The organism is Azotobacter tropicalis (genome assembly GCF_059739045.1).
Genome location: NZ_AP046059.1, coordinates 534,577 through 556,526, shown reverse-complemented (window position 1 = coordinate 556,526; position 21,950 = coordinate 534,577). Strand labels below are relative to the sequence as shown.

Genomic DNA, 21,950 nt, shown 5'->3' with positions numbered 1-21,950 from the left:
ATCCACAACAGTACTTCAAAGACAATCCCGACCATTCTTCTCAGGACTAAACAGATAGGTCTTAAGACAGATTTTCCTCCGCAGTTCTGGCTAGGTCATTCCACAGCGGGCTGGGCCAGTCCTGCAGATAACGCCGGAACTGGCGACGCGCCGAAACCAGCGGTTGGGTGTTGGTCACGCCGCATTCCTTCAGGGCCTTGCAGTTCAAAATCAACTGCTCTCTCAATGCCTTGCCATTCGTAGTGCCGGCATAGACAGTCCCCAGCAGATCCAGCTCTGCCTGCGTGCTATAGGCATAAGCCTGTTCACGTCCCGATAAGTTGCGTATGCGCCAGTCGACCACCTGACGAACCGCCTGCCAGATCACACCGTAGTCGGCCGCCAGCTGCTTGGCCTCCTGCTCGATCCTGTCCGGCGAGCGGCCCTCTTCATCCCGCAGTGCCAAGATGGCCCGTATCGCCAGACACTGGGTGATGAGCCAGTGGTTGCAGGGATCGAGCCTCCAGGCTTGAAAGTAAAAATCCCGGCAGGCTTCATACGCCCGCTGCTCTGCCGATTCATCGATCTGGTTGAAGGCGATGCCCAGACGCTTTTCACAGGCGCCACTGATACCAAAGCGGTGGGCCATTTCCGTATTGCCCGGCGTCGCACATCCCGATTCGGCCCGCCAGCTTTCCAGATCCGCGCGAATGGCCGCGGCGAGCGGTGCCAGTTCCTGCTTCTGGGCCTCCGTCAGCGTCGGACGCTCGGCTCCAGCCTCGTTGTTAGCGCCGACCAACTCGTCGATCCGCTCGAACTTGACCTCGATCCGCCGCCGCGTCTGCTGATCACGGAACTGACTGACCTGCTGCTCGAAATCCTTGGAGACGGTCGAGTAAGCCACGATACTGGCCCAGTCGTGGGTTTCCGGAACATCCGTGCGCAGACGCTGGCGCAGTTCATAAAGCACCCAGCGCGGGTCCGTTCCCTTCAGCAGCCCGGAATACAGCTCCCTGACCGCAACGGCCGAGGCTTTCATCCACAGCGGGAACTGGGAAGCGACGACCCAGGGAATGCCCGCCGCATGCAGTTCGTGGGCGATGCTGCCCCCCGGCGTCAGGAGCGAACCGACATTGCCGGAGTCGCACGTGGCCAGGCTGACCAGGGTCGGACGGTGCCGAGTATGGCCCAGTGGATCGGTAGCGATCAATGCGATGGCCAGCCGCTCCCCATCCACGACGTCGGTCGCCGTACCGCCTTCGGCACACAGGGCCAGGCCATAGCGCTCGTCCCCGCAGTGCCGGAAGGATTTGCCGTGGGCCAGGATGTGCACATGGGTGAACTCGCCCGAGGCACAGAGCATGCGGATTTGCTCGAGGGAAGCATTGGGCAGCACCGCCAGCCGCTTTTTGACTTCCTCGACGCGAGCCATGGGATCTTCCTTGATTCTGACCCAGGGCTCGATGGCTTCCCGCAGGGCCTGTAGATGGCTCTGGGCCGGCACATACAGCCCATCCGGCGCCGCGAAGGCGAAGAGTATGCGCGGCTCCCGGTTCCACTCGAGCGGCAGGGCGCGGCCACGCCGGAACTCGCGGGTCACGCAGATCGGCATGCGCGTCTGCAGGAACAGAGGGGAGCCGGCTCCCGGAAAGCCCTCCGCAGCGATGGCGGTCTCGAAAGGCACCATGCCCAGTTCGAAGGCGGACATCACCAGGCGCAGGTGGACGAGCCGGCCGGTGGTGCAACTGGCACTACCCAGCTCGGCCAGCAGCGTAGGCACCTGTCCCAGCACCTTGCCGATCACTTCGCCCAGATCGCGCAGCTCCGACTGGCGCTGATCCTCGGAGGTCTGGGTCTTGTCCGTCTGATAGCGCAGGCGTTGCAGGCGGCTCAGCAGTTGGCGCTGCTCGAAGGGCATGTTCAGCGTCACCGGCCCATCGGAGCCGCACAGCGCAATGTAGGTGGTCAGCGGGGACAGCAGCTGGTTATGGGCCGGCCCGCTCCGTAGCAGCTCCAGCTTGACACTGGCAATAGCGGAATCTTCCTGCATGTTCAGGGCCTCGCGAATTTCCGGACTTCTTCGGGAGTCCCCGTGCCGTCGCCCAGTACATGGTAGAGACGACCTACCACCTGTCCCCCTTCCTGGCGGATGGCTACGGCACTGGTCTGGTTCATGACGAAGGAAGCGTCTCCGAATTTCGCCTTGTCGATGGCATCCATACGCCCGTCCATCAATACGTCGTAGACGGGCTTGAAGGATGCCTGATCCTTGAGCATGGCCTGGCTGAAGCGCAGCAGGCGAATCCAGGTGCCACAGTTGAAGTAGTAACGACCGCCCCCCATGTCGATCGCCCGCTCCAGGTGGGTGTGCCCCGTCACGATGAAGTCGACGGACTGTCCCACATTGGCGGTAACCGCCTTGAAGGTGTCGTCCCGATCCTGCAGGTCGAAGCTCTTGTCGTCGGCCAGCCAATCCTTCAAGGCCCGGCGCAGGGCTTCGTCCTTGGTGATATTGCGCATCCAGCCGGTCAGGCGATCCACGATCAGCTGCCCGGTTCCCAACTGGCCATCCTGCTCTGCCAGCTGGGACAGAGGCTTGCCGAGATTCATCTCGGCCTGAAGCAGCAGGCTGTCCGCATCGGCGGTCGTCTGCACCGAGGCCGCGCCCAGGTTCGGCCCCAACCAGGGCTCTTTCACCGGCGTGGCGGTGCCGACCGACTCCGGCGACCGGGAAACTGGATCATCGGCGGAAAGGCGCTGGTTCATGTCCTTTTCGCTCAGCACCTTCTCTCCCAGGATGGAGAACAGATCGCCGATCTTCTTTGCCTGGGCGGGATCGAGCACCACCAGCGTCCCGACGGCAGCCTGGGTTTCCGGTTTCAGCAGATCGATCCATTTGTAGCGCTCCTTGACGCTATTCATGACCTCCTTGACCATCCGCGTTCCGGCATTCGGCCGCCACTCGCGCAGATCGAAACCGAGGCCGGCATTCAGGCGCCGCCCGACCCTGGCCAGACTCTCGTAATGGTTGTAGTTCCAGGCATCCACCTCGTTGCCGTGGGTGCAATAGACCCTGGCGCCGCCGACCGTGCAGCTGTAGCCGGCCCCTACGGTGGAAAACTCGATCCGGCCCCGCTTCAGCGGATCGTCTCCCGCCAGCCGGTTGAGGATCAGCCGCTGCACGCCAGTGAACGACATCTCGATGTCATGGTTGCCGATCACGAAAACCAGTGTTCGCCCTTCCAGCGCGACAAAACGCGCCAGCGCATCCCAGATGCCTTTGAAGGAAGGATCGCCCATGATGCGGCCGACGACTTCCACGGCCCGCTCGATGGCGATGTATCCGGTGGAGCGCTCGGCGAGGGTATCGAACACATCACCATTGAATACCAGCGCCACCCGCCCCTCGGGACATTGCTGGCCCACCCAGCCGATATAGCCGGCGAGTCGCTCCGTTTCCCGGAGAATCTGGAAATCGGGGGTGTCGCCCCCCATGTGAATGTCCGAAATCACATGGATTTCATCGAACTCGGGAAAATATTCCATAAGAATCCAGTCCTGATGCGGCCAATGCTCGGCGCGCAGACGTTGCTCGATTGCCCCAGGCCCGGTCAGAGTGCCGGCAGACGTCGCGTCTGCCGGCCAGGTAACTGTCTTCCCTGCCCGGATACCGTGAGAAGCCGCTTCTCTTCAGAGATCCGCCGTGGGGCGAATACCGGTGATGCCCTCGGCCACCCGCTCGGAAAGCGCGCTGATGGTTGCCACCGGATTGGCCCCCACGGCGGTGGGCAGCAAGGCGCCATCGGCCACATAGAGCCCCTGATAGCCGAACACCTGGCCAAAGGTCTCCGGCGCCGCGCTGGTCACGCCCCGCTGCGGGCTGTCGGCCAGACGGCAGCCGCCCAGCGCATGCACGGTCACGTTACGCTTCATGGGCCATAGCCAGTTCGGCAGAGGCACGAAGACCTTGGCGCCAGTCCAGTCCCGGAAGCGCTTGCCCATGCGTTCGATGGCGTCATAGAGGCCCATGTTTTCCTTGTAGGGCCACTTCACGTGGATGAATCCTTCCTTGCAAAGGCTCATCACGCCGTTGCCCTTGTCGATGCCCATGCACAGCAGCACGATGCTGGTATAGGACAGGCCACCCTTGAGCAACTCGTTGAAGGCATAGCCGATATGCCCGGTACTGAGGCCCCGCAGGAAACGAGAAGCCATCAGCCGCACGGTGCGCACGAAGGCATGGAAGTGCGAAAGTCCCGGCCGGATGCCCTCGGTATACCAGGCGGCAAAGTTCGGATAGCTGGCGTCCTCGAGGATGAAGGCGTGCTTGCGGTCGAAATCCTTGAGCAGGTTGTAATCCGTCCCCTGGGTGATGACCGGGCCATAGTTCGGATTGGCCGCTTTCTTTCCATCGATCACGAAGGAGAGAAAATCGCCATTGGCGGAGAAGTGCTGCCCCAGTTGCGGGCTGATACCGGGCAGCGTCTTGTAGAGATCCCGGCAGCGCATCAGCAGTTCGGTGGAACCCAGCGTACCGGCGGACACCACCACGCGACGGCTCAGGGCACTGCACTGGGCATGCCCGTTCTTGAGATCGAGCCAGTAGACCCGGTAGCCATGCTCCCCGGTCGCCGACGGATCTTCCTCGCCCTGTTCGTTCAGGGGAACGATCCTCTGTCCGAGGGCTTCGGTCTCTATGCGGGCCGCATAGCGTTGTTCGGCAACATGCAGGTAGTTGAGATCCAGAGAGTTCTTGGAGTGCGTATTGCAACCCAGGTCGCATTCCGCACAGTACACACAGGAAGTCTGCACTGCACCGTAGCGGTTCTTCTCCTGAAGACCGATGGGGGTCGGATTGTCGAAGTCGTTGCCGAAGAATACATTGATGTCCAGCAGCTTCGACTCGCGCCCCTCGGATTGCGCGAACTCCTGAAACAGCTCGGTGCGAATGACCTTGCGCCGCGGGTCGCTGTCCTGCGGTACCGGCCTCGCCCCCAAGACTTCCTTGCTAATCGCATAGTAGGGCTGCAGAGCTTCTTTCTTGGCAGCTGCGGGCCAGTTGTCGTCGAACACCTCCTCGGGCGGCTCCAGGAACACGTTGGCGTAGATCAGCGAGCCACCTCCCAGCCCGGCGCTGACGACTGCATCGATGTGATCGAAATTCCTGATGTCGAACAGTCCACGAGCTTCTTGAGTGGCAATGGCCTTCGGCCGTTGCCTCTGCTCGGGAAGCAAATTCCAGAAGCTGTTCGCTATATCGTGGGGGGAACGCGGAAACGAGCCCATGGGATAGCGCCTGCCGCGCTCCAGCAGCAGGACCGCTCCCGGCCAGCGCTTGGCCAGGCGACAGGCATTGATCGAACCGCCGAAACCGCTGCCGATCACGACAGCTTCATAGTCATACTTGATGCTCATCTTATTCTTGTGATCCTTGAACAGGATTTTCGGAGAGTCCATTCACGGGCGTTGTCGATTTCCGGGTGTGCCTCACATAGGTATCCCAGAGCGACCGGGCAAAGAAAGTGAAAAAGCTGCACAGGGTTTTCAGGCGTGCCGACAGGCCATCTGCCCCGGTAACACGGACGGTCGATAGCAGCCTCATCAGGTCCGTCATGCCAAGGCTCAGTGTCCCGGCACCGATGACCGGACCGCTCGCGTCCGTGCCTTCATGGAGGCGGGTATAGAGGGTGGTGGTTTCCGGCCACAACCTGAAGACCGGGCCGTTGCGCACTTCCTTGCGGCCGGCCAGATAGTAATCCTTGCCTTCGTGCCGGAAGCCCAGCTCATAGACCATGAAAGTCATGGCGGGGTCATCGGTGGGCTTGAACAGGTTAAATACGCCTGTACTCGCCTTAATACCCGTTCCCAGCGGAGCGAAGTCGATACTTCCCGTCAGTTGCCCCCTGTGCGCGGGGTCGTTGACGAAGGCGCTCATGTCATCGATGCCAACTTCCGCATGCATGACCAGCTGCTGGCTCTGCTGCGTGCCTTGGGCCAGCCCTTGCGCTGCCTCGGTAACGCCCAGGACAAAACCGCCCGCCATGGTTTCCTTGAACTGTAAACCGGGATTCCGTACCGTCATTTTTAAAGTCTCAGGTTCTAATGAAACACCTTCCGGGACCATGCTGGCGAAATAAGCGCGCGCATCGGCCCGCCCCATTTCGATCAGCTCGCCATGGGTGATGGCGCCGGTATAAAGAGCCAGATCCAAAGGCAGAGGGTGTTTGGGTTTGATCAGGTGGAGCCGGATGGGCTGCCGGTGACCATAAGGCTGCTCTCCGCGAGCAATGCGTTCGTTTATCTCGCCGATGTGCCGCATTTCCCGGACGAGGGCGCTGTTCGCGCTCATTTCCAGCATCTGCACATAGGCGTTCAGCGGGCCGCTACGGTAGTGCGGGACATTACCCATCACCCAGATGAGCCAGAGCTCGCTGGCTCCCCGCCGCACGGCCTCCATCAGGTTGGCGTCCTGAATGAACCCCGAGTCCAGATAATGAACACCGTCGACCTCGACGGGCGGCAAAGTTGCCGGTAGCGACATACTGGCGACCAGAAAATCCTCGGTCATCTCCTGATGAGGGATGACCCGGTTCGTCTTGGTCGAGAAATCGCAGAGGTTGAAGGTTCCCTGAATGCCCTCCACAGCTCTGAGTCTTTCGAAATCGATCCCCAGATGCGGATAAACCTTCTCGCGAAAAGACTTCGAAGCGCTGGCGGCCATGAATCTCGAAGGCAGGAGATAATTGGCCAGCGGCATCGGCGAGAAGGTGTCCCGCATACGCAGGGTTCGCCAGCGCTGACAGATCTCCTCGATGCCGAGCCCCGAGAACAGCATGGCCAGATTGAGTGCCCCACCCGAGGTGGCATCCATGTGCTGAAAGGTGAGTCCGCGCGCAAAGATCTCCGACAAGGCACCCGCGGCATAGGAAAGGCGCAATCCGCCTCCGGGCAGGATCAGGGCTCTTCGGGGTCCATCGGGGGTGACGTTGCTGCCCCCTGCGGCAACGAATTGGCGGGCATGGACATGGGTTAGTGCCTGCCATCCGTACGGGGGGAATCGGCGCGGAAGGCGGAGACAGCCAGTCCTCGCTCAGGCTCAGGTCGACAACCGACTCCATTCCTTCCGGAGCCTTCTCCGGCAGCTGATCGAAATCTAGAAACCAGCTTTCGATGTGATCATCCAGGGTCCCGGTGATCGAGGGCAAGAATACGGTGGCAATGGCATCGCCGATTTCCAGCTCCTTCATGGCCTGCAGACGCGGGTGATCGCCAATCACAAAGCGGGCCGCCTTGGCATGGCGGAACAGGCGAATGCCGCAGCGGGCATCGAGAAAGATGTCCGACTTCATCAACATGCCGCGAAACGAGCAGTAGTTGGAGGCCTTGGTGCGTACCGGAATGCAGGTTTTCTTCGGAGGCTCGATCTCGACGTAGGCGACCAGCTTTCCGTCCAGGTCATACTGGCTGCTGATGCGCTCTTCCGAGATATTGAAATTCAGATGCCCCTGGTGTTTCGGCATGCCCCATATCCCCTTCCCTCCCTTCACGGAAATTTCCGAAGAAACCGGAAGGTCCACCACATACTGTCCGGCCTTGAAAAAATCCATGAACAGTGCCGGCAACAACCTGGGAGCGGGCTTCTTGCCATGGGTACAGGCAATGGCGATGCTATACTCAACATACTTGCCGATGGGCGTTTCCCGGTAATCGATTACCGTCACGATCAGCAGGGCCTTCTTCCATAGGCGCAACGGATGTATGTCCTTGGGCAAGAACGCCTTGGCCTTCTCCGCATTGATCGGGAAGATAGCCATCAAAGCCGGAGAGTGGGTGGCCGCCACAGGCAACTTGAACGGCACACCATCAACCAGCGAAAAGCGACCAGCGTAGTTTCTTATACGCTCCGGAATCTTGTCGAACAACGAATCTCTCCTTAGTTCTTGATCGTGAAGTGCTAGAGCAAGTGCCGTCACTGCCTTTCAAGTTCATCGAGCATCAATGGAAATATGTCCCGGGCCGCGTTTTTTCCCATGAATACATCCAGGTGGCCATATTCAGGCAATAAATGTAATGCGTGATAAGCCGGACGCCACTTGGAAAGATATTCATAACTTCTGACCTGGCTTTCCGGCAGGAAGCAGAGATTCTTTTCACCGGCGAAAAAGGCAAACCGGGCCTCAGTCTTGGGCTCGAAGGCTGCGAAATCCTCGGGAAGCTCCGCAAAACCCTCAACCGATACCAGGTTGCCTCGTCTGGTGCAGCGAACTATCTGCTCGAAGAAGCGCAGCGGTACAGCACCGAACTCGGACTTAATCCACTCATGGGTCTCGTCATTGAGATTCTCATGCCGCCAGAGTGCCGGAAATCCGCTTCCATACGTGAAACTGACCTGCTTGCAGACAGGGTTGTCACACTCGTGATGGGTCAGATTCACCATCAAGGTGATCAGCTTGGCCGCCAGTGTGGGAGCCTCCACGCCCCAGTGGGGGTTGAGGTATTGAGTCATCAGTTTGACTACGGGCAGCATCCGGTTCAGCTTGAAGGATGACCACTCTGGTACTACCGGATGCAGCGAGACGGCGTTGCTGATGATGACTGAAACCTGGGGCAGCAGCCCGGCGATAGCCGACATGGTGAAACTGGTCGATCCCTGGCAGTGAATGATGGCCTTCACTGTCTGGGCCCCGGTTTCGGCGATGATCGTGTTCACTGCTGCCGGATGATCGAACAAGGCAGCCTGGTCAAGCGTCCAGAGGTTAGCCTCGAAATCGATGCTGGCACGCCAGTTCTCCAGCCAGACATCGTATCCGCTGGCTATCAGTGCATCCACGATGTCCGTTTCTACGGGGGCCTGATATATAGAAGCCCGAACACCAGCCCCATGAACCAAAATTACGGGGCCTTTGCTAGGCACTCTCTCGGAAGATCTTATATTGATGAGATTCAGCGGCCTACCATCACCTGCAACAAAAGGAACAATGCGCTTCGTATAAATATTACTTTTAATAAAGGCGCTTGAAGGCATGACACCGGCATCCTTGATAACGAGAGCCCTGGATTATGTTTATGTATCTTTCTCGAAGAGAAACCTTAAAGCGACCGCCCCCCCTGTAATGCAACACCCAGGCATTTCAGTAAGGAGCAACTTGAAATAGATACACGCTCCGGCCTTGAAATGCCGCCCCGTATCCAGAGAGCATGAAAGCGCCGCCAATTAGCTTTCCGGGAACCACTGCTCTGTATATGGCCCTGCAAAACTCCGAAGCCCGCACCTGCAGCGCCGCTAACCGCCCAGCAAGACTCAGAGAAATTTGGGCAATATCAGGCGAAATCTGGAACAGGGCGGACTCGCCCTGGGGATGCCACTTATGTCCTAGGCCTACGGGCGGTAAGCCAACCACTACGCTCCCCGAAGGCCGAAGAGTTATCGCATTTCGAAGTCCATGTGCTTCGAGCGTTTGATGGGCAATGTCTGCGCCAAGCGCGAGCGCCATCATCCCTTGCTCTTTCCCTGATTGATCCATTCGTCATACTCAGTGAGAAGACAAAATAGTATCAAGAATATTATGGTTATTAAAAGGATGACACAGACCCCATAAAGGTGATCGTCTTCACGGGGACATTCGGCCGCCTACTATGAGGGTATGAGTTAGAAGTTTGTTTACAGAAAGAAGCAACGATGGCCTGGCGCATACCGGAGCGGCCGTCAGTTGTCGAAACCCACGCGTGCAGGCTCGCCTCATAAGCCGGGCCTGACGAAACGCGGTGGCTGAAACGCAGTCACCGGCGGTAACTCTCCCACCCAGCGCTCGATCTCCACATGCGCGGTGTGAGCGGTACACCCTTGAGAGAGACTGGATGCGCCGACATCGCAGGTCACTACGTTGGAATTACCGTGCTTTTCCAGGCTGTTCCGCTCGGTCGGATCGAAGGGGTCATACCAGGCGCCCGTGGCCAGCTGTACGACTCCAGGCCGTACTTGGTCGCTGAGGATCGCGCCCGCCAGCAGCGCACCACGCTCGTTGAACACCCGCACGATATCCCCGTCGCCGATGCCGCGTGCGAGGGCATCCTGCGGATTCAGCGTCAGCGGCTCTCGCTCGCGGATCTTCGATCCCCGGCTGTAGGCGCCGTGATCGTACTGGCTGTGCAGGCGGGTCTTCGGCTGGTTGGAGATCAGGTGCAACGGATAGCGGGGCTCCGGCGCCTCGAACCAGACCGGATGGCCGGGGCAATCGGCATAACCGAACCCGGCGATACGCTCGGAGTAGAGCTCCAGCCTGCCGGAGGGGGTACCCAGCGGGTGGGCCTGCGGATCGTCACGGAAAGCCTTGAGCAGAACGGTCTGTTCCGCCGGCCGGGGCACCTCGAAACGGCCCTCCGTCCAGAAACCGTCGAAGTCCGGCAACTCGATGCCCTGTGCCCCGGCGCGTTGCCGCGAGCCCTCGTAGAGGTGGCGCAGCCAGTCCATTTCGTCGCGCCCTTCGCCAAAGGCCTCGGCAAAGCCCAAGCGCCGGGCAAGCTCGAGAAAGATGCGGTAATCGTGGCGCGCCTCGCCGACGGGGGCGATGGCTTGTTTCATCGCCAACATGAAGCGGTCCGAGCTGGCGCTGCCGATATCGTCGCGCTCCAGGGCCGTAGTCGCCGGCAGCACGATGTCGGCGTACTTGGCCTGGGCCGTCCAGTACTGCTCGTGAACCACGATGGTCTGCGGGCGCTGCCAGGCACGGACGAAACGGTTGAGGTCCTGGTGGTGATGGAAGGCGTTGCCGCCCGCCCAGTACACCAGGCGGATGTCCGGATAGTGGTGGCGCTGACCGTCGTAGTCGAACGGCGCGCCCGGCTGCAGGAGCATGTCGGCGATGCGCGCGACGGGAATGAAATCGCGAACCGGGTTACGGCCCTGCTCCAGGCGCGGACCGGAAAACGGCTTGCGCCCGCTCCCGGTATTGTTCATCGCGCCATAACCCAGGCCGAAACCGCCGCCGGGCAGGCCGATCTGGCCCAGCAAGGCCGCCAGCGCCACGGTCATCCAGAACGGCTGCTCGCCGTGCACGGCGCGCTGCAGGGCGTAGGCGACGTTGATCATGGTGCGGCTGGCGGCCATGCGCCGGGCCAGCTCGACGATGCGCGGCGCAGGAATGTCGGTACGCGCCGCCGCCCACAGCGGGTCCTTCGGTCGGCCGTCGACGCTTCCGAGCAGATAGTCGCGAAAGCGCTCGAAACCCACGGTGTAGCGCGCCAGGAAGGCCTGGTCGTGCAAACCTTCGTCGACCAGCACATAGGCCAGCGCCAGCATCAGCGCGGTGTCGCTGCCCGGCCGCAGGGGCCACCACTCGCCGTCGGCCGCCCCCTGCAGGTCGCTGCGCAGCGGACTGAGGTTGACGAAACGAACCCCGGCCCGCGACAGCTTGCCGATGGCTTCGCGCAGCAGGTGATCGCTGGCGCCGCCCGGGCTGACCTGGGCGTTCTTCAGCGGCAGGCCGCCGAACGCGACGAACAGCTGGCAATGCTCGGCCAGGTTGTCCCAGGAGGTGTGCTGCGCCAGCAGCCAGTCCATGTCGCCGGCGATATGCGGCATCAGCACGCGCCCGGCGCCCAGGCTGTAGCTGTCGCGGCTGGAGACGTAGCCGCCGAAGCCGTTGAGAAAGCGATGCAGCTGGCTCTGCGCATGGTGGAAGCGGCCCGCGCTGCTCCAGCCGTAGCTGCCGCCGAAGATCGCCCGGTTGCCGTATTCCCGGCGGACCCGCTGCAACTCGGCGGCGACCAGATCCAGCGCCGTATCCCAGTCGACCTCCACGAAGGGTTCGCCCCCCCGGCCTTCGCCGGACTGGCCCGGTCGCTCCAGAAATCCCCGGCGCACGGCCGGACGCAGGATCCGGCTGGGCGAGTCGATGGCCCCCGGCAAGGAGCCGCCGATCGGCGACGGATCGCGATCCCAGGGCACCGGACGCATCTCCACCAGCCGGCCGTTCTCGACCAGGGGCTGGTAGGCCCCCCAATGCAGCGAGGTATATGTCATCGGGATCGCTCGTCCGACAAGCGGTCAAGGCCAGAGGAAAGGCGAACGCCTTCAGTCAACGCGGTCATGGACGAATCTCCCGAAAGTCGAAACGATTGGCCGGCCTCGCTGGACCCGGCGCGCCCCCAAGGTGCACCGCGGTATCGGAACAGCCTCTTCCATCACCAGGCCGCCACCTGCCTCGCTATCAGAGGGCATGGCTGGCGCTGGGAAGCCCCTCGAAAGCACGGCGGGCAAGCCTATGACACAGCGCTTAAACTGCTAAATACTGATAAATAATATATTTATTATGCAATTTTATAATAAAAACACTTGAGGCCTCACGGATAGCGCCTATGCCTTCTGTAGGCCTCGAGCGACCTGACTGCGTCCGTACGCGACCGAAAAGAACGACAGGAACTTGCCCGCGCGCTTCCTTACCGCCACGGCACAGCGGAACGTCCGGGCTCCCCAGGCAATCCAGCCCGCACATGCCGACGCCCTGCGCTGCGAAGGTGGCCGCTCATCGCAGCTATATAAAATTAAATCATTATATAGATATTTCTATAATGTTTTTGCATATACAGGCAGCTTTTCCTAGCATCTCGACGGCAGCGCAAATCCGTCTTGCCATATACCGGGCAAGCACCTTTCAGAATGGAGAACACGTGAAATGAGTCTGGAATTCATCGGCTTCATCGGCCCGCAGGAAGCGAGCGAAGCCCTGGCCGCACGCGGCCCCCAGGTCGACCGGGAATTCATCAAGGCCTTCGCCCAGGCCCAGGAATACGGCGGCTTCGACAAGGCCCTGCTGGCCGTGAACACCAGCGCACCCGACTCCCTGGTGCTGGCCAGCTACGCCGCAGCCCATACCGAACGGCTGGGCCTGCTGGTCGCCCACCGTCCCGGCTTCCAGACCCCCACCTTCGCGGCCCGCCAGTTCGCCACCCTGGACCAGTTGAGCAACGGGCGCGCCGCGATCAACGTGATCACCGGCGGCGACAGCGGCGACCTGCAGCGGGACGGCGAACTGCTCGCCGACAAGGACGAGCGCTACCGGCGCACCGACGAATATCTCGACGTGTTCAAGAAAACCTGGACGAGCACCGAGCCTTTCGACCATCAGGGAAAGCACTACCAGATCACCGACAACCTGACCCAGGTGAAACCCGTGCAGAAGCCGCACCTGCCGATCTTCTTCTCCGGCGCCTCCGATGCCGCCGTGGAAGTCGCGGCCAAGCACGCGGACGTCTACATGATGTGGGGCGAACCGCTGGAGAACATCCGCGAGCGCATCGCCCAGGTACGCCAAGCGGCGGCCAAGTACGGCCGGGACAAGCACATCCGCTTCAGCCTGTCGCTGCGCCCGATCCTCGGCGCGACCGAAGAGGAAGCCTGGGCGCGTTCCCGGCGCATCCTGGAAAGTGCCACCCGGCTAGTGGGCCAGCAGGGCGGCTGGCGCCGCTTCAAGGAGGGCGGCAAGAGCAACGTGGGCGCCGAGCGCCTGGTCGACTTCTCGCGCCAGAAGCCCGTGCACGACAAGCGCCTGTGGACCGAGATCGCCGCACTGACCGGCGCCGCGGGCAATTCGACCTCCCTGGTCGGAACCCCCGATCAGGTCGCCGAGGCCGCCTTGGAGTACTACGACGTCGGCGTGACCACCTTCCTGTTCCGTGGCTTCGACCCGCTGCGCGATGCGGTCGAGTACGGGCAGGAACTGCTGCCGCGCATCCGCAACCTGGTGAACGGCCAGTCCGCCGCGCCGAAAAGCCTGGCCGGCTGAAGCACGTGGCGCCCTGACGAGCCATCAGCGCGACCAGCACGGCCCTCCAGGAGCCCTGGATAATTCACGAGGTTCAACGAGGGCGGAGACCGGCAGCGGGATCGCCGCTGCCGGTGCTGGAGCCTGACGGCCCGTGTATGCCGGCGCGGGATCTCCGCTGCCGACGTTCAACGCTCATTGGCGAAGGCTCCGGCAAACGGGCCTCCGCGGTGCTCGGCGCTCAGGCCTCCTGCTTGAAACGCCGGCGCCAGGCGTGCAGCAGCGGTTCGGTATAACCGCTGGGCTGCTCGCAGCCCCTGAACACCAGATCGCTGGCGGCACCGAAGGCGGGCGACCTGTCGAAGTCGGGGGCCATGGGCCGGTAGGCGGGGTCGCCGGCGTTCTGGGCATCGACCACCCGGGCCATGCGCTGCAGGGTCTCGCGCACCTGCTCCGCACCGACCACGCCGTGGTGCAGCCAGTTGGCGATATGCTGGCTGGAGATGCGCAGGGTGGCGCGATCCTCCATCAGGCCGACGTTGTGGATGTCCGGTACCTTGGAGCAGCCGACGCCCTGTTCGACCCAGCGAACCACGTAACCGAGGATGCCCTGGCAGTTGTTGTCCAGCTCCTCCTGGATGGCCTCGGCGCTCCAGGCGCGCTCGGGGCTGACCGGCACGCTGAGCAGGCCGGCGAGCAGATCGTCGCGCTCGGCGGCCAGGTCGATGCGTTCCAGCTCTGCCTGGATGGCCTGCACGTCGACCTGGTGGTAGTGCAGGACGTGCAAGGTGGCGGCGGTCGGCGAGGGAACCCAGGCGGTGTTGGCACCGGCCTTCGGGTGGCCGATCTTCTGCTCGAGCATCGCGGCCATCAGGTCGGGCATGGCCCACATGCCCTTGCCGATCTGCGCACGGCCGCGCAGGCCGCAACTCAGTCCGACCAGCACGTTGTTGCGCTCGTAGGCCTGGATCCAGGCGCTCGACTTCATGTCGCCCTTGCGCAGCATGGCGCCGGCCTCCATGGCGCTATGCATCTCGTCGCCGGTGCGGTCGAGAAAGCCGGTATTGATGAACGCCACGCGCGAGCCGGCGGCGGCGATGCAGGCCTTGAGGTTGACGCTGGTGCGCCGCTCCTCGTCCATGATTCCCATCTTCAGGGTATGGCGCGGCAGGCCGAGCAGGCCCTCGACGCGGCCGAACAGCCGGTCGGCGAAGGCCACCTCAAGCGGGCCGTGCATCTTCGGCTTGACGATGTAGACACTGCCGGTGCGCGAATTGCCGCGGCGCTCGAGATCGTGCAGAGCGATCAGGCTGGTGGTCACCGCATCGAGGAGGCCCTCGGGAATTTCCCGGCCCTCGTCGTCGAGAATCGTCGGGTTGGTCATCAGGTGGCCGACATTGCGCACGAACAGCAGGGCGCGACCGTGCAGGCGCAGCTCGCCACCGCCAGCGGCCCGGTACAGGCGGTCCGGATTGAGGCGGCGGACGATGCGCTGGCCCCCCTTGTCCAGCTCCTCGCTCAGGTCGCCCTTCATCAGGCCGAGCCAGTTGCGGTAGACCAGCACCTTGTCGGCGGCATCTACCGCAGCGACCGAGTCCTCGCAGTCCATGATGGTGCTCAGCGCGGACTCCAGCAGCAGATCCTTGACCCCCGCAGCGTCGCTCTTGCCGATCAGGCTGGCGCGGTCGATCTGGATCTCGATGTGCAGGCCGTGATTCTTCAGCAGCACGACGCTCGGCGCCGCGGCATCGCCCTGGTAGCCGGCGAACTGCTCCGGCCGGGCGAGGCCGGTGACGCTGCCGTCCCTGAGGGTGACCTGCAGCGTGCCAGCATTGATGGCATAGGCGCTGGCGTCGGCATGGCTGCCGCGGGCCAGGGGGGCGGCCTGGTCGAGGAAGGCGCGGGCGAAGGCGATCACCCGGGCGCCGCGCACCGGGTTGTAGCCCGCGCCCTTCTCGGCGCCGCCGTCCTCGCCAATGGCGTCGGTGCCGTACAGGGCATCGTACAGCGAGCCCCAGCGGGCATTGGCGGCGTTCAGCGCATAGCGCGCGTTCATCACCGGCACCACCAGCTGCGGCCCTGCCTGCACGGCGATCTCGGCGTCGACGTTGGCGGTGTCGATCCGCACCGCCTCGGGTTGAGGCACCAGGTAGCCGATGCCCTCAAGAAAGGCTCGGTAGGCAGCCATATCGGCGATCGGACCCGGGTTGGCCCGGTGCCAGGCGTCCAGCTCGCCCTGCAGGCGGTCGCGTTCAGCCAGCAGCGCCCGGTTCTGCGGCGCCAGGTCGTGCACCAGCTCGTCCAGGCCGTTCCAGAACGCCGCGGCGTCGATGCCGGTGCCAGGGAGCACCTCCTGCTCGATGAAGTTTTTGTACTGGCTGGCCACCAGCAGGCGCCGGCACTGCACACGCTCGGTCATGTCGTTCTCCACTGTCGCTCGATGGCATCCCCTTGGACGGGGATAGGGATTGGCGCTCAGAGCGCGGCGATGCCGGCCTTGGCCACCTGGGCATCCTGCTCGGCCTTGACGCCGGATACGCCGACCGAGCCGACCACCTGGCCGTCGATCACCACAGGCACGCCCCCTTCCAGCGAGGTCAGCAGGGGCGCGCTGACGAAGGCGGTCCGTCCGCCGTTGACCATCTCCTCGTAGCCCTTGGTCTCGCGACGGCCGAGCGCCGCGCTGCGGGCCTTCTCCAGGGCGATGTAGGCGCCGATCGGCGCGCAGCCGTCGAGGCGTTCGAGAGCGAGCGGGTGGCCGCCGTCGTCGACCACGGCAATGGCCACCGCCCACTGGTTGTGCCGGGCCTCTTCACGAGCGCCGGCGAGGATACGGGCCACCTCCTGTCGGCCGAGTACGGCTTTGCTTTGCATGCTGTTATCCCTTCGTTGATGAAGAACTTGTCCGGTTAATTGAGGGCTTCGTCCACCAGCTCGATCCAGTGCCGGACCGGGGTGCGTCCGGCCCCGTCGAGGTGGCTCTGGCAGCCGATGTTGGCCGTGGCGATCAGTTCGGGATGGCCGCTTTCCAGGGCATCGAGCTTGTTGTCGCGCAGTTGCCGCGACAGCTCCGGCTGAGTCAGCGAATAGGTGCCGGCCGAGCCGCAGCACAGGTGGCTGTCCGGTACGGCGCTGAGGTCGAAGCCGAGCTGGACGAGCACGGCCTCGACGGCGCCGCCGAGCTTCTGCGCGTGCTGCAGCGTACAGGGGCAGTGGAAGGCCAGGCGTTTGCCGGCGCGTATGCCGAGCCGCTCCAGCGGTTCGCCGCCGAGCACCTCGACCAGGTCGCGGGCCAGGGCGCTGACCCGTGCGGCCTTGGCCGCATAGGCCGGGTCGCCTTCCAGCAGGTGGCCGTAGTCCTTGACGAAGGCACCACAGCCGCTGGCGGTCTGCACGATGGCTTCGGCGCCGGCCTCGATGGCCGGCCACCAGGCGTCGATGTTGCGCCGGGCGCGCTCGAGCCCCTGTTCCTGGGCATTGAGGTGGTAGTCCACCGCGCCGCAGCAGCCAGCGCGGGGACGGGGACGACACTGATCCCCAGGCGATCCAGTACCCGCGCCGCGGCGGCATTGGTGTTGGGCGACAGCGTGGGCTGCACGCAGCCTTCCAGCATCAGCACGCGGCGCGCATGGCGCGGTTGCGGACGCTGCCCGGCCGGCTGGGGCCGGCGCGGCAGCTCGGCTTGCAGCGTGCGCGGCAGCAGCGGACGAAAGGCCTGGCCGGCCTGGGCCAGTGCCCGGAACAGCGCCGGGCGCGGCACCACCGCGCGCAGGGTCTCGCGCAGGACGCGCTCGCCCAGGGGGCGCGCCACCTTCGCCTCGACCACGGCCCGGCCGATGTCCAGCAGATCGTGATACTGCACGCCGGACGGACAGGTGGTTTCGCAGTTGCGGCAGGTCAGGCAGCGGTCCAGGTGCAGCTGCGTCTTGGCGGTGACCTCGTGGCCTTCCAGCAGTTGCTTGATCAGGTAGATGCGCCCGCGGGGACCGTCCAGCTCGTCTCCCATCAGCTGATAGGTCGGACAGGTCGCGGTGCAGAAGCCGCAGTGCACACAGGAACGCAGGATGCGTTCGGCTTCCGCGGCGCGTGGCAGGCGTTTGGCTTGTTCGCTCAGATTGGTTTGCATGGCGCCTCAGACCTCCGCATACATACGCCCGGGATTGAAGATCCCCCTGGGGTCGAGCTGCTTCTTCAGGCTCTGGTGATAGCGCAGCAGGGGCGCGGCAAGCGGCGCAAAGGCGTCGTTGCCCTGGCCGTAGCGCGTCGCGTGGCCGCCGGCCTCGGCGACCACGCTGCGGATCAGTTCGGCCTCGGCAGCGGACTTGAGCCAGCGCTGGGCCCCGCCCCAGTCGATCAGCTGGGAACCCGGCAGGGCCAGCGGGCCGGTGTTGACCGGCAGCGACAGGCGCCACAGCGGGTCCGTGCCGGCGAAAAAGGACAGGCGCTGCTCGCGCAGTTCCTGCCAATGGCGGCTGTCGACCGCCTCGCCGCCAAGGCGCTGGCGGGCGGACTGCACCGAGCCTTCGCCGCCCTCCAGGCGCAGATGCAGCACCTCGCCATCATGGCTCGCGGCGCTGATCGGGAGCGGCTGCTGGCCCCATTCGGCCAGTTGGCCGAGGGCTCGGTCGACGCCCATTTCCAGACGCAGGCTGAAGCAGCTCCGCGGCTTGGGCAGCACCTTGAGGGAGACTTCGGTGAGCAGGCCCAGGCAGCCGAAGCTGCCGGCCATCAGCCGCGACAGGTCGTAGCCCGCCACGTTCTTCATCACCTCGCCGCCGAAGCGCAGGTGCTTGCCGTGGCCGGTGATCAGCCGGGTGCCCAGTACGTAGTCGCGTACCGAACCGGCCCAGGGGCGGCGCGGGCCGGACAGGCCGGCCGCGACCATGCCGCCCAGGGTGGCGCCGGCGCCCAGATGCGGCGGCTCGCAGGGCAGCATCTGCCCGGCCGCATCCAGCACCGCCTCGATCTCATCCAGGGGCGTACCGGCACGGGCGGTCAGCACCAGTTCGGTCGGGTCGTAGCTGACGATGCCGCGGTGCCGGCGGGTGTCGAGTTCCGCGCCCGGCACGGGGCGGCCGAGAAAATCCTTGGTGCCGCCGCCCCGGATGCGCAGCGGAGTCCCCTGATCGAGCGCGTCGTTGACCTGCTCCAGCAGCGCCGCGCTGGCGTCGTAGTCGTGCTGCATCAGAAACGCTCCAGTTCGGGGAAAGGCAGCTTGCCGTGGTGCACGTGCATGGCGCCGAATTCGGCGCAGCGGTGCAGGGTCGGGATGTTCTTGCCGGGATTGAGCAGGCCGCTCGGATCGAAGGCCGCCTTCACCGCATGGAACAGGGTCAGCTCGTCGGCGTTGAACTGGACGCACATCTGGTTGATCTTCTCGCGGCCCACGCCATGCTCGCCGGTGATGCTGCCGCCCACCTCGACACAGAGTTCGAGGATCTTGCCGCCCAGCGCTTCGGCGCGCTCCAGCTCGCCGGGTCGGTTGGCATCGAAGAGGATCAGCGGGTGCATGTTGCCGTCGCCGGCGTGGAACACGTTGGCCACCCGCAGGCCGTATGCCTCGGAGAGCTCGGCGATGCCCTTGAGGACCCGCGGCAGCTCGCGGCGCGGAATGGTGCCGTCCATGCAGTAGTAGTCCGGCGAAATACGCCCGACGGCCGGGAAGGCGTTCTTGCGCCCGGCCCAGAACCTGGCCCGCTCGGCCTCGTCGCGAGCCTGGCGCACTTCGGTGGCGCCGGCCTTCTCGAGTACCGTCCTGACGCGCAGGCAGTCGTCGTGGACGTCCTCCTCCACGCCGTCCAGCTCGCAGAGCAGGATGGCCTCGGCGTCCACCGGATAGCCGGCGTGGATGAAGTCCTCGACGGCGCGGATCGACAGGTTGTCCATCATCTCCAAACCGCCGGGAATGATGCCGGCGGCGATGATATCGCCCACCGCCCGGCCAGCCTTCTCCACCGAGTCGAAGCTGGCCAGCAGCACCTTGGCCACCCGCGGCTTGGGCAGCAGCTCGACGGTCACCTCGGTGACGATGCCGAGCAGGCCCTCCGAACCGGTGAACAGCGCCAGCAGATCGAAGCCGGGGCTGTCCAGCGCGTCGGAGCCCAGCGTCAGGCGCTCGCCCGCCATCGTCAGGATCTCGACCTTGATCAGGTTGTGCACGGTCAGGCCGTATTTCAGGCAATGCACGCCGCCGGCGTTTTCCGCCACGTTGCCGCCGATGGAACAGGCGATCTGGGACGAAGGGTCGGGGGCGTAGTAGAGCGCATAAGGGGCTGCCGCCTGGGAGATGGCCAGGTTGCGCACGCCGGGCTGGACCCGGGCGAAGCGGCCTTCGGGGTTCACTTCGAGGATGCGGTTGAAGCGCGCCATCACCAGCAGGATGCCCTGCTCCAGCGGCAGGGCCCCGCCGGACAGGCCGGTGCCGGCACCGCGGGCGACCACCGGAACCCGGCGGGAATGGCAGAGCTTCAGCAGGGTTTCGACCTGCGCCACGCTCTCGGGCAGCACCACCAGCAGCGGCGTGGTCCGGTAGGCGGAGAGGCCGTCGCACTCGTAGGGCCGCAGATCCTCCTCTGCATGGAGGATTTTCAGGTCGGGCAGGGTTTCCCGCAGCTCGGCGAGCAGCGCGGCCTTGTCCACCCTGGGCAGTGCGCCATCGAGGCGCTCGTCATAGAGAATGTTCATGGATATTCACACGGTGGTGTTTTTGTAATTGTTGGAGCCAAGCCGTGACCTTGATGAAAGGAGATCCCAGGTCGGACTCGCTGCTCTATGGACGCGTCAAGAGTGGTTCAGGCTGCGGCGCTGCGCCATATGCCGCAAAACTGGTCATACCAGTTTTCTGCTGTGTCGCGGACTGAAGTGGCGGTAAATACTTGGTTAGTGGGAGGATGCGCCCTATATTTTTCGCCTGTCCGGTTTGTGGTCCTACCAGTTGTGGAGCGGGTCGATGAGCGGTGGAAGTGGCGGGAATCAGAAGGGGCAGCGGATCGCCGACCAGGTGGCGGAACGCATCGAGCGCCTGATCGTCGACGGTGTGCTGAAGAAGGGGCAGGCATTGCCCTCGGAGCGGCGGCTGGTGGAGAAGCTCGGCTGCTCGCGCTCGGCCCTGCGGGAGGGACTGCGCATATTGCGCGGACGGGGAATCATCGACACCGAGCATGGACGCGGCTCGTTCGTGGCGGACCTGAACCGCGTCGCCGACGCCTCGCCGCTGATGCACCTGTTCAGTTCCCAGTCGCGCACCCTCTACGACCTGCTGGAGGTGCGCTCGCTGCTCGAAGGCGAGTCGGCCCGGCTCGCCGCGCTACGGGCGACCGACGCGGACCTGATCCTGCTCAAGCGCCATTACGAGGCAATGCTCGCCCTCGACCACGAGCCCCGGCCGTCCGATCCGCGCGAGCACGCGCGCCGGGACCATGCGTTCCACCTGGCGATCAGCGAGGCTTCGCACAACCCGATCCTGGTGCACACGCTGCAGTCGCTCAGCGAACTGATGCTGAGCACGGTATTCGCCTCGGTGAACAATCTCTATCACCGGCCAGTGCAGAAGCGGCAGATCGATCGGCAGCATGCGCGTCTCTACTACGCAATCTGCGAGCGCCAGCCGAGCCAGGCACAGCGGGCTGCCCGTGAGCATATCCACAGCATTCGCGACAGCCTCAAGGAGATCGAACAGGAGGAACAGCGGTTGGTGCGGGCGACAATGCGCCTGGAAGGCTGGAACTAGAGCGATGAAATGGACTCCCCCTCCTTACGGCATCAGTGCGCCAGACTGAAATTACCGAAAACAGCAGCAGGCGTGGCCCCCAACGGTCGCTGAACTGGCGGGCCGCCGCATCGAAACTGCGACCTGCCCTACCCGGCCATCTACGGCATCGGCGACAGCCTGATACCACGTGCTGGTCGACGGCGACCAGGACGGCTACCTGCTGCAGATCTTCACCAGGAACATCATCGGCCCGATCTTCGTCGAGATCATCCAGCGCGAGAACAACCTGAGTTTCGGCGAGGGCAACTTCGGCGCCCTGTTTCGTCCCATCGAGAATGCTCCATTCCTTGCTGGGTGCGTTCCTGGCCAACTTCCTGATGATCTTCAATTTCAAATCTTCGCGGTACAACGGCTTCAGTTGAGGCGCAGGGAACCACCCTGGCAGCAGGCGGCTCCAGGGCACTTGCCTTGCCCTGATGAAGAGGGGATTTGAGCGT

At 63.8% G+C, this 21,950-nt stretch carries 13 protein-coding genes and 2 pseudogenes; 3 read left to right on the top strand and 12 right to left on the bottom strand.

Translation table 11 applies throughout. The features are described 5' to 3' along the window. Positions 1-61: 61 nt before the first annotated feature. The 7 genes and pseudogenes from Atro_RS02540 to Atro_RS02510 all read right to left on the bottom strand — a co-directional run bounded on the left by Atro_RS02540 (position 62) and on the right by Atro_RS02510 (position 12,001). A complete protein-coding gene (locus Atro_RS02540) occupies positions 62-2,029 on the bottom strand; it encodes a CHAT domain-containing protein (RefSeq protein ID WP_497926295.1) in 1,968 nt (655 codons plus the stop codon). A 2-nt stretch (positions 2,030-2,031) separates the two neighbouring features. Further along, complete coding sequence (locus tag Atro_RS02535; RefSeq protein ID WP_497926294.1) at positions 2,032-3,525, bottom strand: metallophosphoesterase; 1,494 nt, start codon at positions 3,523-3,525, stop codon at positions 2,032-2,034. Positions 3,526-3,669: 144 nt separating this feature from the next. Beyond that, positions 3,670-5,394, bottom strand: a complete 1,725-nt coding sequence (locus Atro_RS02530) for a GMC family oxidoreductase N-terminal domain-containing protein (protein ID WP_497926293.1) — start codon at positions 5,392-5,394, stop codon at positions 3,670-3,672. Position 5,395: 1 nt separating this feature from the next. Beyond that, entirely contained in the window at positions 5,396-6,931 is a 1,536-nt protein-coding gene (locus tag Atro_RS02525) for a patatin-like phospholipase family protein (RefSeq protein ID WP_497927740.1), read from the bottom strand. A gap of 517 nt (positions 6,932-7,448) precedes the next feature. Further along, positions 7,449-7,793: pseudogene (locus tag Atro_RS02520) on the bottom strand (acetoacetate decarboxylase family protein); the annotation flags it as partial. Between the two features lie 155 nt (positions 7,794-7,948). Next, entirely contained in the window at positions 7,949-8,809 is an 861-nt protein-coding gene (locus tag Atro_RS02515; RefSeq protein ID WP_497926292.1) for a hypothetical protein, read from the bottom strand. 909 nt (positions 8,810-9,718) lie between these two features. Beyond that, entirely contained in the window at positions 9,719-12,001 is a 2,283-nt protein-coding gene (locus Atro_RS02510) for a molybdopterin guanine dinucleotide-containing S/N-oxide reductase (RefSeq protein WP_497926291.1), read from the bottom strand. A gap of 652 nt (positions 12,002-12,653) precedes the next feature. Between Atro_RS02510 and Atro_RS02505 the strand changes: the two genes are divergently transcribed. After that, a complete protein-coding gene (locus tag Atro_RS02505; RefSeq protein ID WP_497926290.1) occupies positions 12,654-13,763 on the top strand; it encodes an LLM class flavin-dependent oxidoreductase in 1,110 nt (369 codons plus the stop codon). Positions 13,764-13,983: 220 nt separating this feature from the next. Here the strand turns inward: Atro_RS02505 and Atro_RS02500 are convergent, their stop codons facing one another. From Atro_RS02500 to glcD, 5 genes and pseudogenes are all read right to left on the bottom strand, one after another. After that, positions 13,984-16,161, bottom strand: coding sequence for a malate synthase G (locus Atro_RS02500; RefSeq protein WP_497926289.1), 2,178 nt, complete (start codon positions 16,159-16,161; stop codon positions 13,984-13,986). Between the two features lie 56 nt (positions 16,162-16,217). Continuing rightward, on the bottom strand, positions 16,218-16,616 hold the full coding sequence (locus Atro_RS02495) for a heme-binding protein (protein ID WP_497926288.1): 399 nt from the start codon (positions 16,614-16,616) through the stop codon (positions 16,218-16,220). A 35-nt stretch (positions 16,617-16,651) separates the two neighbouring features. Continuing rightward, positions 16,652-17,868 (bottom strand): annotated as a pseudogene (glcF, locus tag Atro_RS02490) (glycolate oxidase subunit GlcF). Between the two features lie 6 nt (positions 17,869-17,874). Continuing rightward, positions 17,875-18,927 carry a glycolate oxidase subunit GlcE gene (glcE, locus tag Atro_RS02485; protein WP_497926287.1) on the bottom strand — a complete coding sequence of 351 codons (1,053 nt, stop codon included), beginning with the start codon at positions 18,925-18,927 and terminating at the stop codon, positions 17,875-17,877. Then, entirely contained in the window at positions 18,927-20,426 is a 1,500-nt protein-coding gene (glcD, locus tag Atro_RS02480; RefSeq protein ID WP_497926286.1) for a glycolate oxidase subunit GlcD, read from the bottom strand. The genes glcE and glcD overlap by 1 nt, the downstream gene beginning before the upstream one ends. 265 nt (positions 20,427-20,691) lie before the next feature. On the opposite strand from glcD, the gene glcC reads away from it, so the two are divergent. Together glcC and Atro_RS02470 are read left to right on the top strand one after the other, a co-directional pair. Then, positions 20,692-21,471 carry a transcriptional regulator GlcC gene (gene glcC / locus Atro_RS02475; RefSeq protein ID WP_497926285.1) on the top strand — a complete coding sequence of 260 codons (780 nt, stop codon included), beginning with the start codon at positions 20,692-20,694 and terminating at the stop codon, positions 21,469-21,471. 169 nt (positions 21,472-21,640) lie between these two features. Further along, on the top strand, positions 21,641-21,946 hold the full coding sequence (locus Atro_RS02470) for a hypothetical protein (RefSeq protein ID WP_497926284.1): 306 nt from the start codon (positions 21,641-21,643) through the stop codon (positions 21,944-21,946). Positions 21,947-21,950: the final 4 nt, after the last annotated feature.

Bases quoted from the DNA above. Each gene is read 5' to 3' on its own strand.
- glcE (WP_497926287.1), bottom strand. From the start codon at position 18,927: ATGCAGCACGACTACGACGCCAGCGCGGCGCTGCTGGAGCAGGTCAAC.
- Atro_RS02535 (WP_497926294.1), bottom strand. From the start codon at position 3,525: ATGGAATATTTTCCCGAGTTCGATGAAATCCATGTGATTTCGGACATT.
- glcD (WP_497926286.1), bottom strand. From the start codon at position 20,426: ATGAACATTCTCTATGACGAGCGCCTCGATGGCGCACTGCCCAGGGTG.
- Atro_RS02530 (WP_497926293.1), bottom strand. From the start codon at position 5,394: ATGAGCATCAAGTATGACTATGAAGCTGTCGTGATCGGCAGCGGTTTC.
- Atro_RS02495 (WP_497926288.1), bottom strand. From the start codon at position 16,616: ATGCAAAGCAAAGCCGTACTCGGCCGACAGGAGGTGGCCCGTATCCTC.
- Atro_RS02540 (WP_497926295.1), bottom strand. From the start codon at position 2,029: ATGCAGGAAGATTCCGCTATTGCCAGTGTCAAGCTGGAGCTGCTACGG.
- glcC (WP_497926285.1), top strand. From the start codon at position 20,692: ATGAGCGGTGGAAGTGGCGGGAATCAGAAGGGGCAGCGGATCGCCGAC.
- Atro_RS02500 (WP_497926289.1), bottom strand. From the start codon at position 16,161: ATGACCGAGCGTGTGCAGTGCCGGCGCCTGCTGGTGGCCAGCCAGTAC.
- Atro_RS02505 (WP_497926290.1), top strand. From the start codon at position 12,654: ATGAGTCTGGAATTCATCGGCTTCATCGGCCCGCAGGAAGCGAGCGAA.
- Atro_RS02510 (WP_497926291.1), bottom strand. From the start codon at position 12,001: ATGACATATACCTCGCTGCATTGGGGGGCCTACCAGCCCCTGGTCGAG.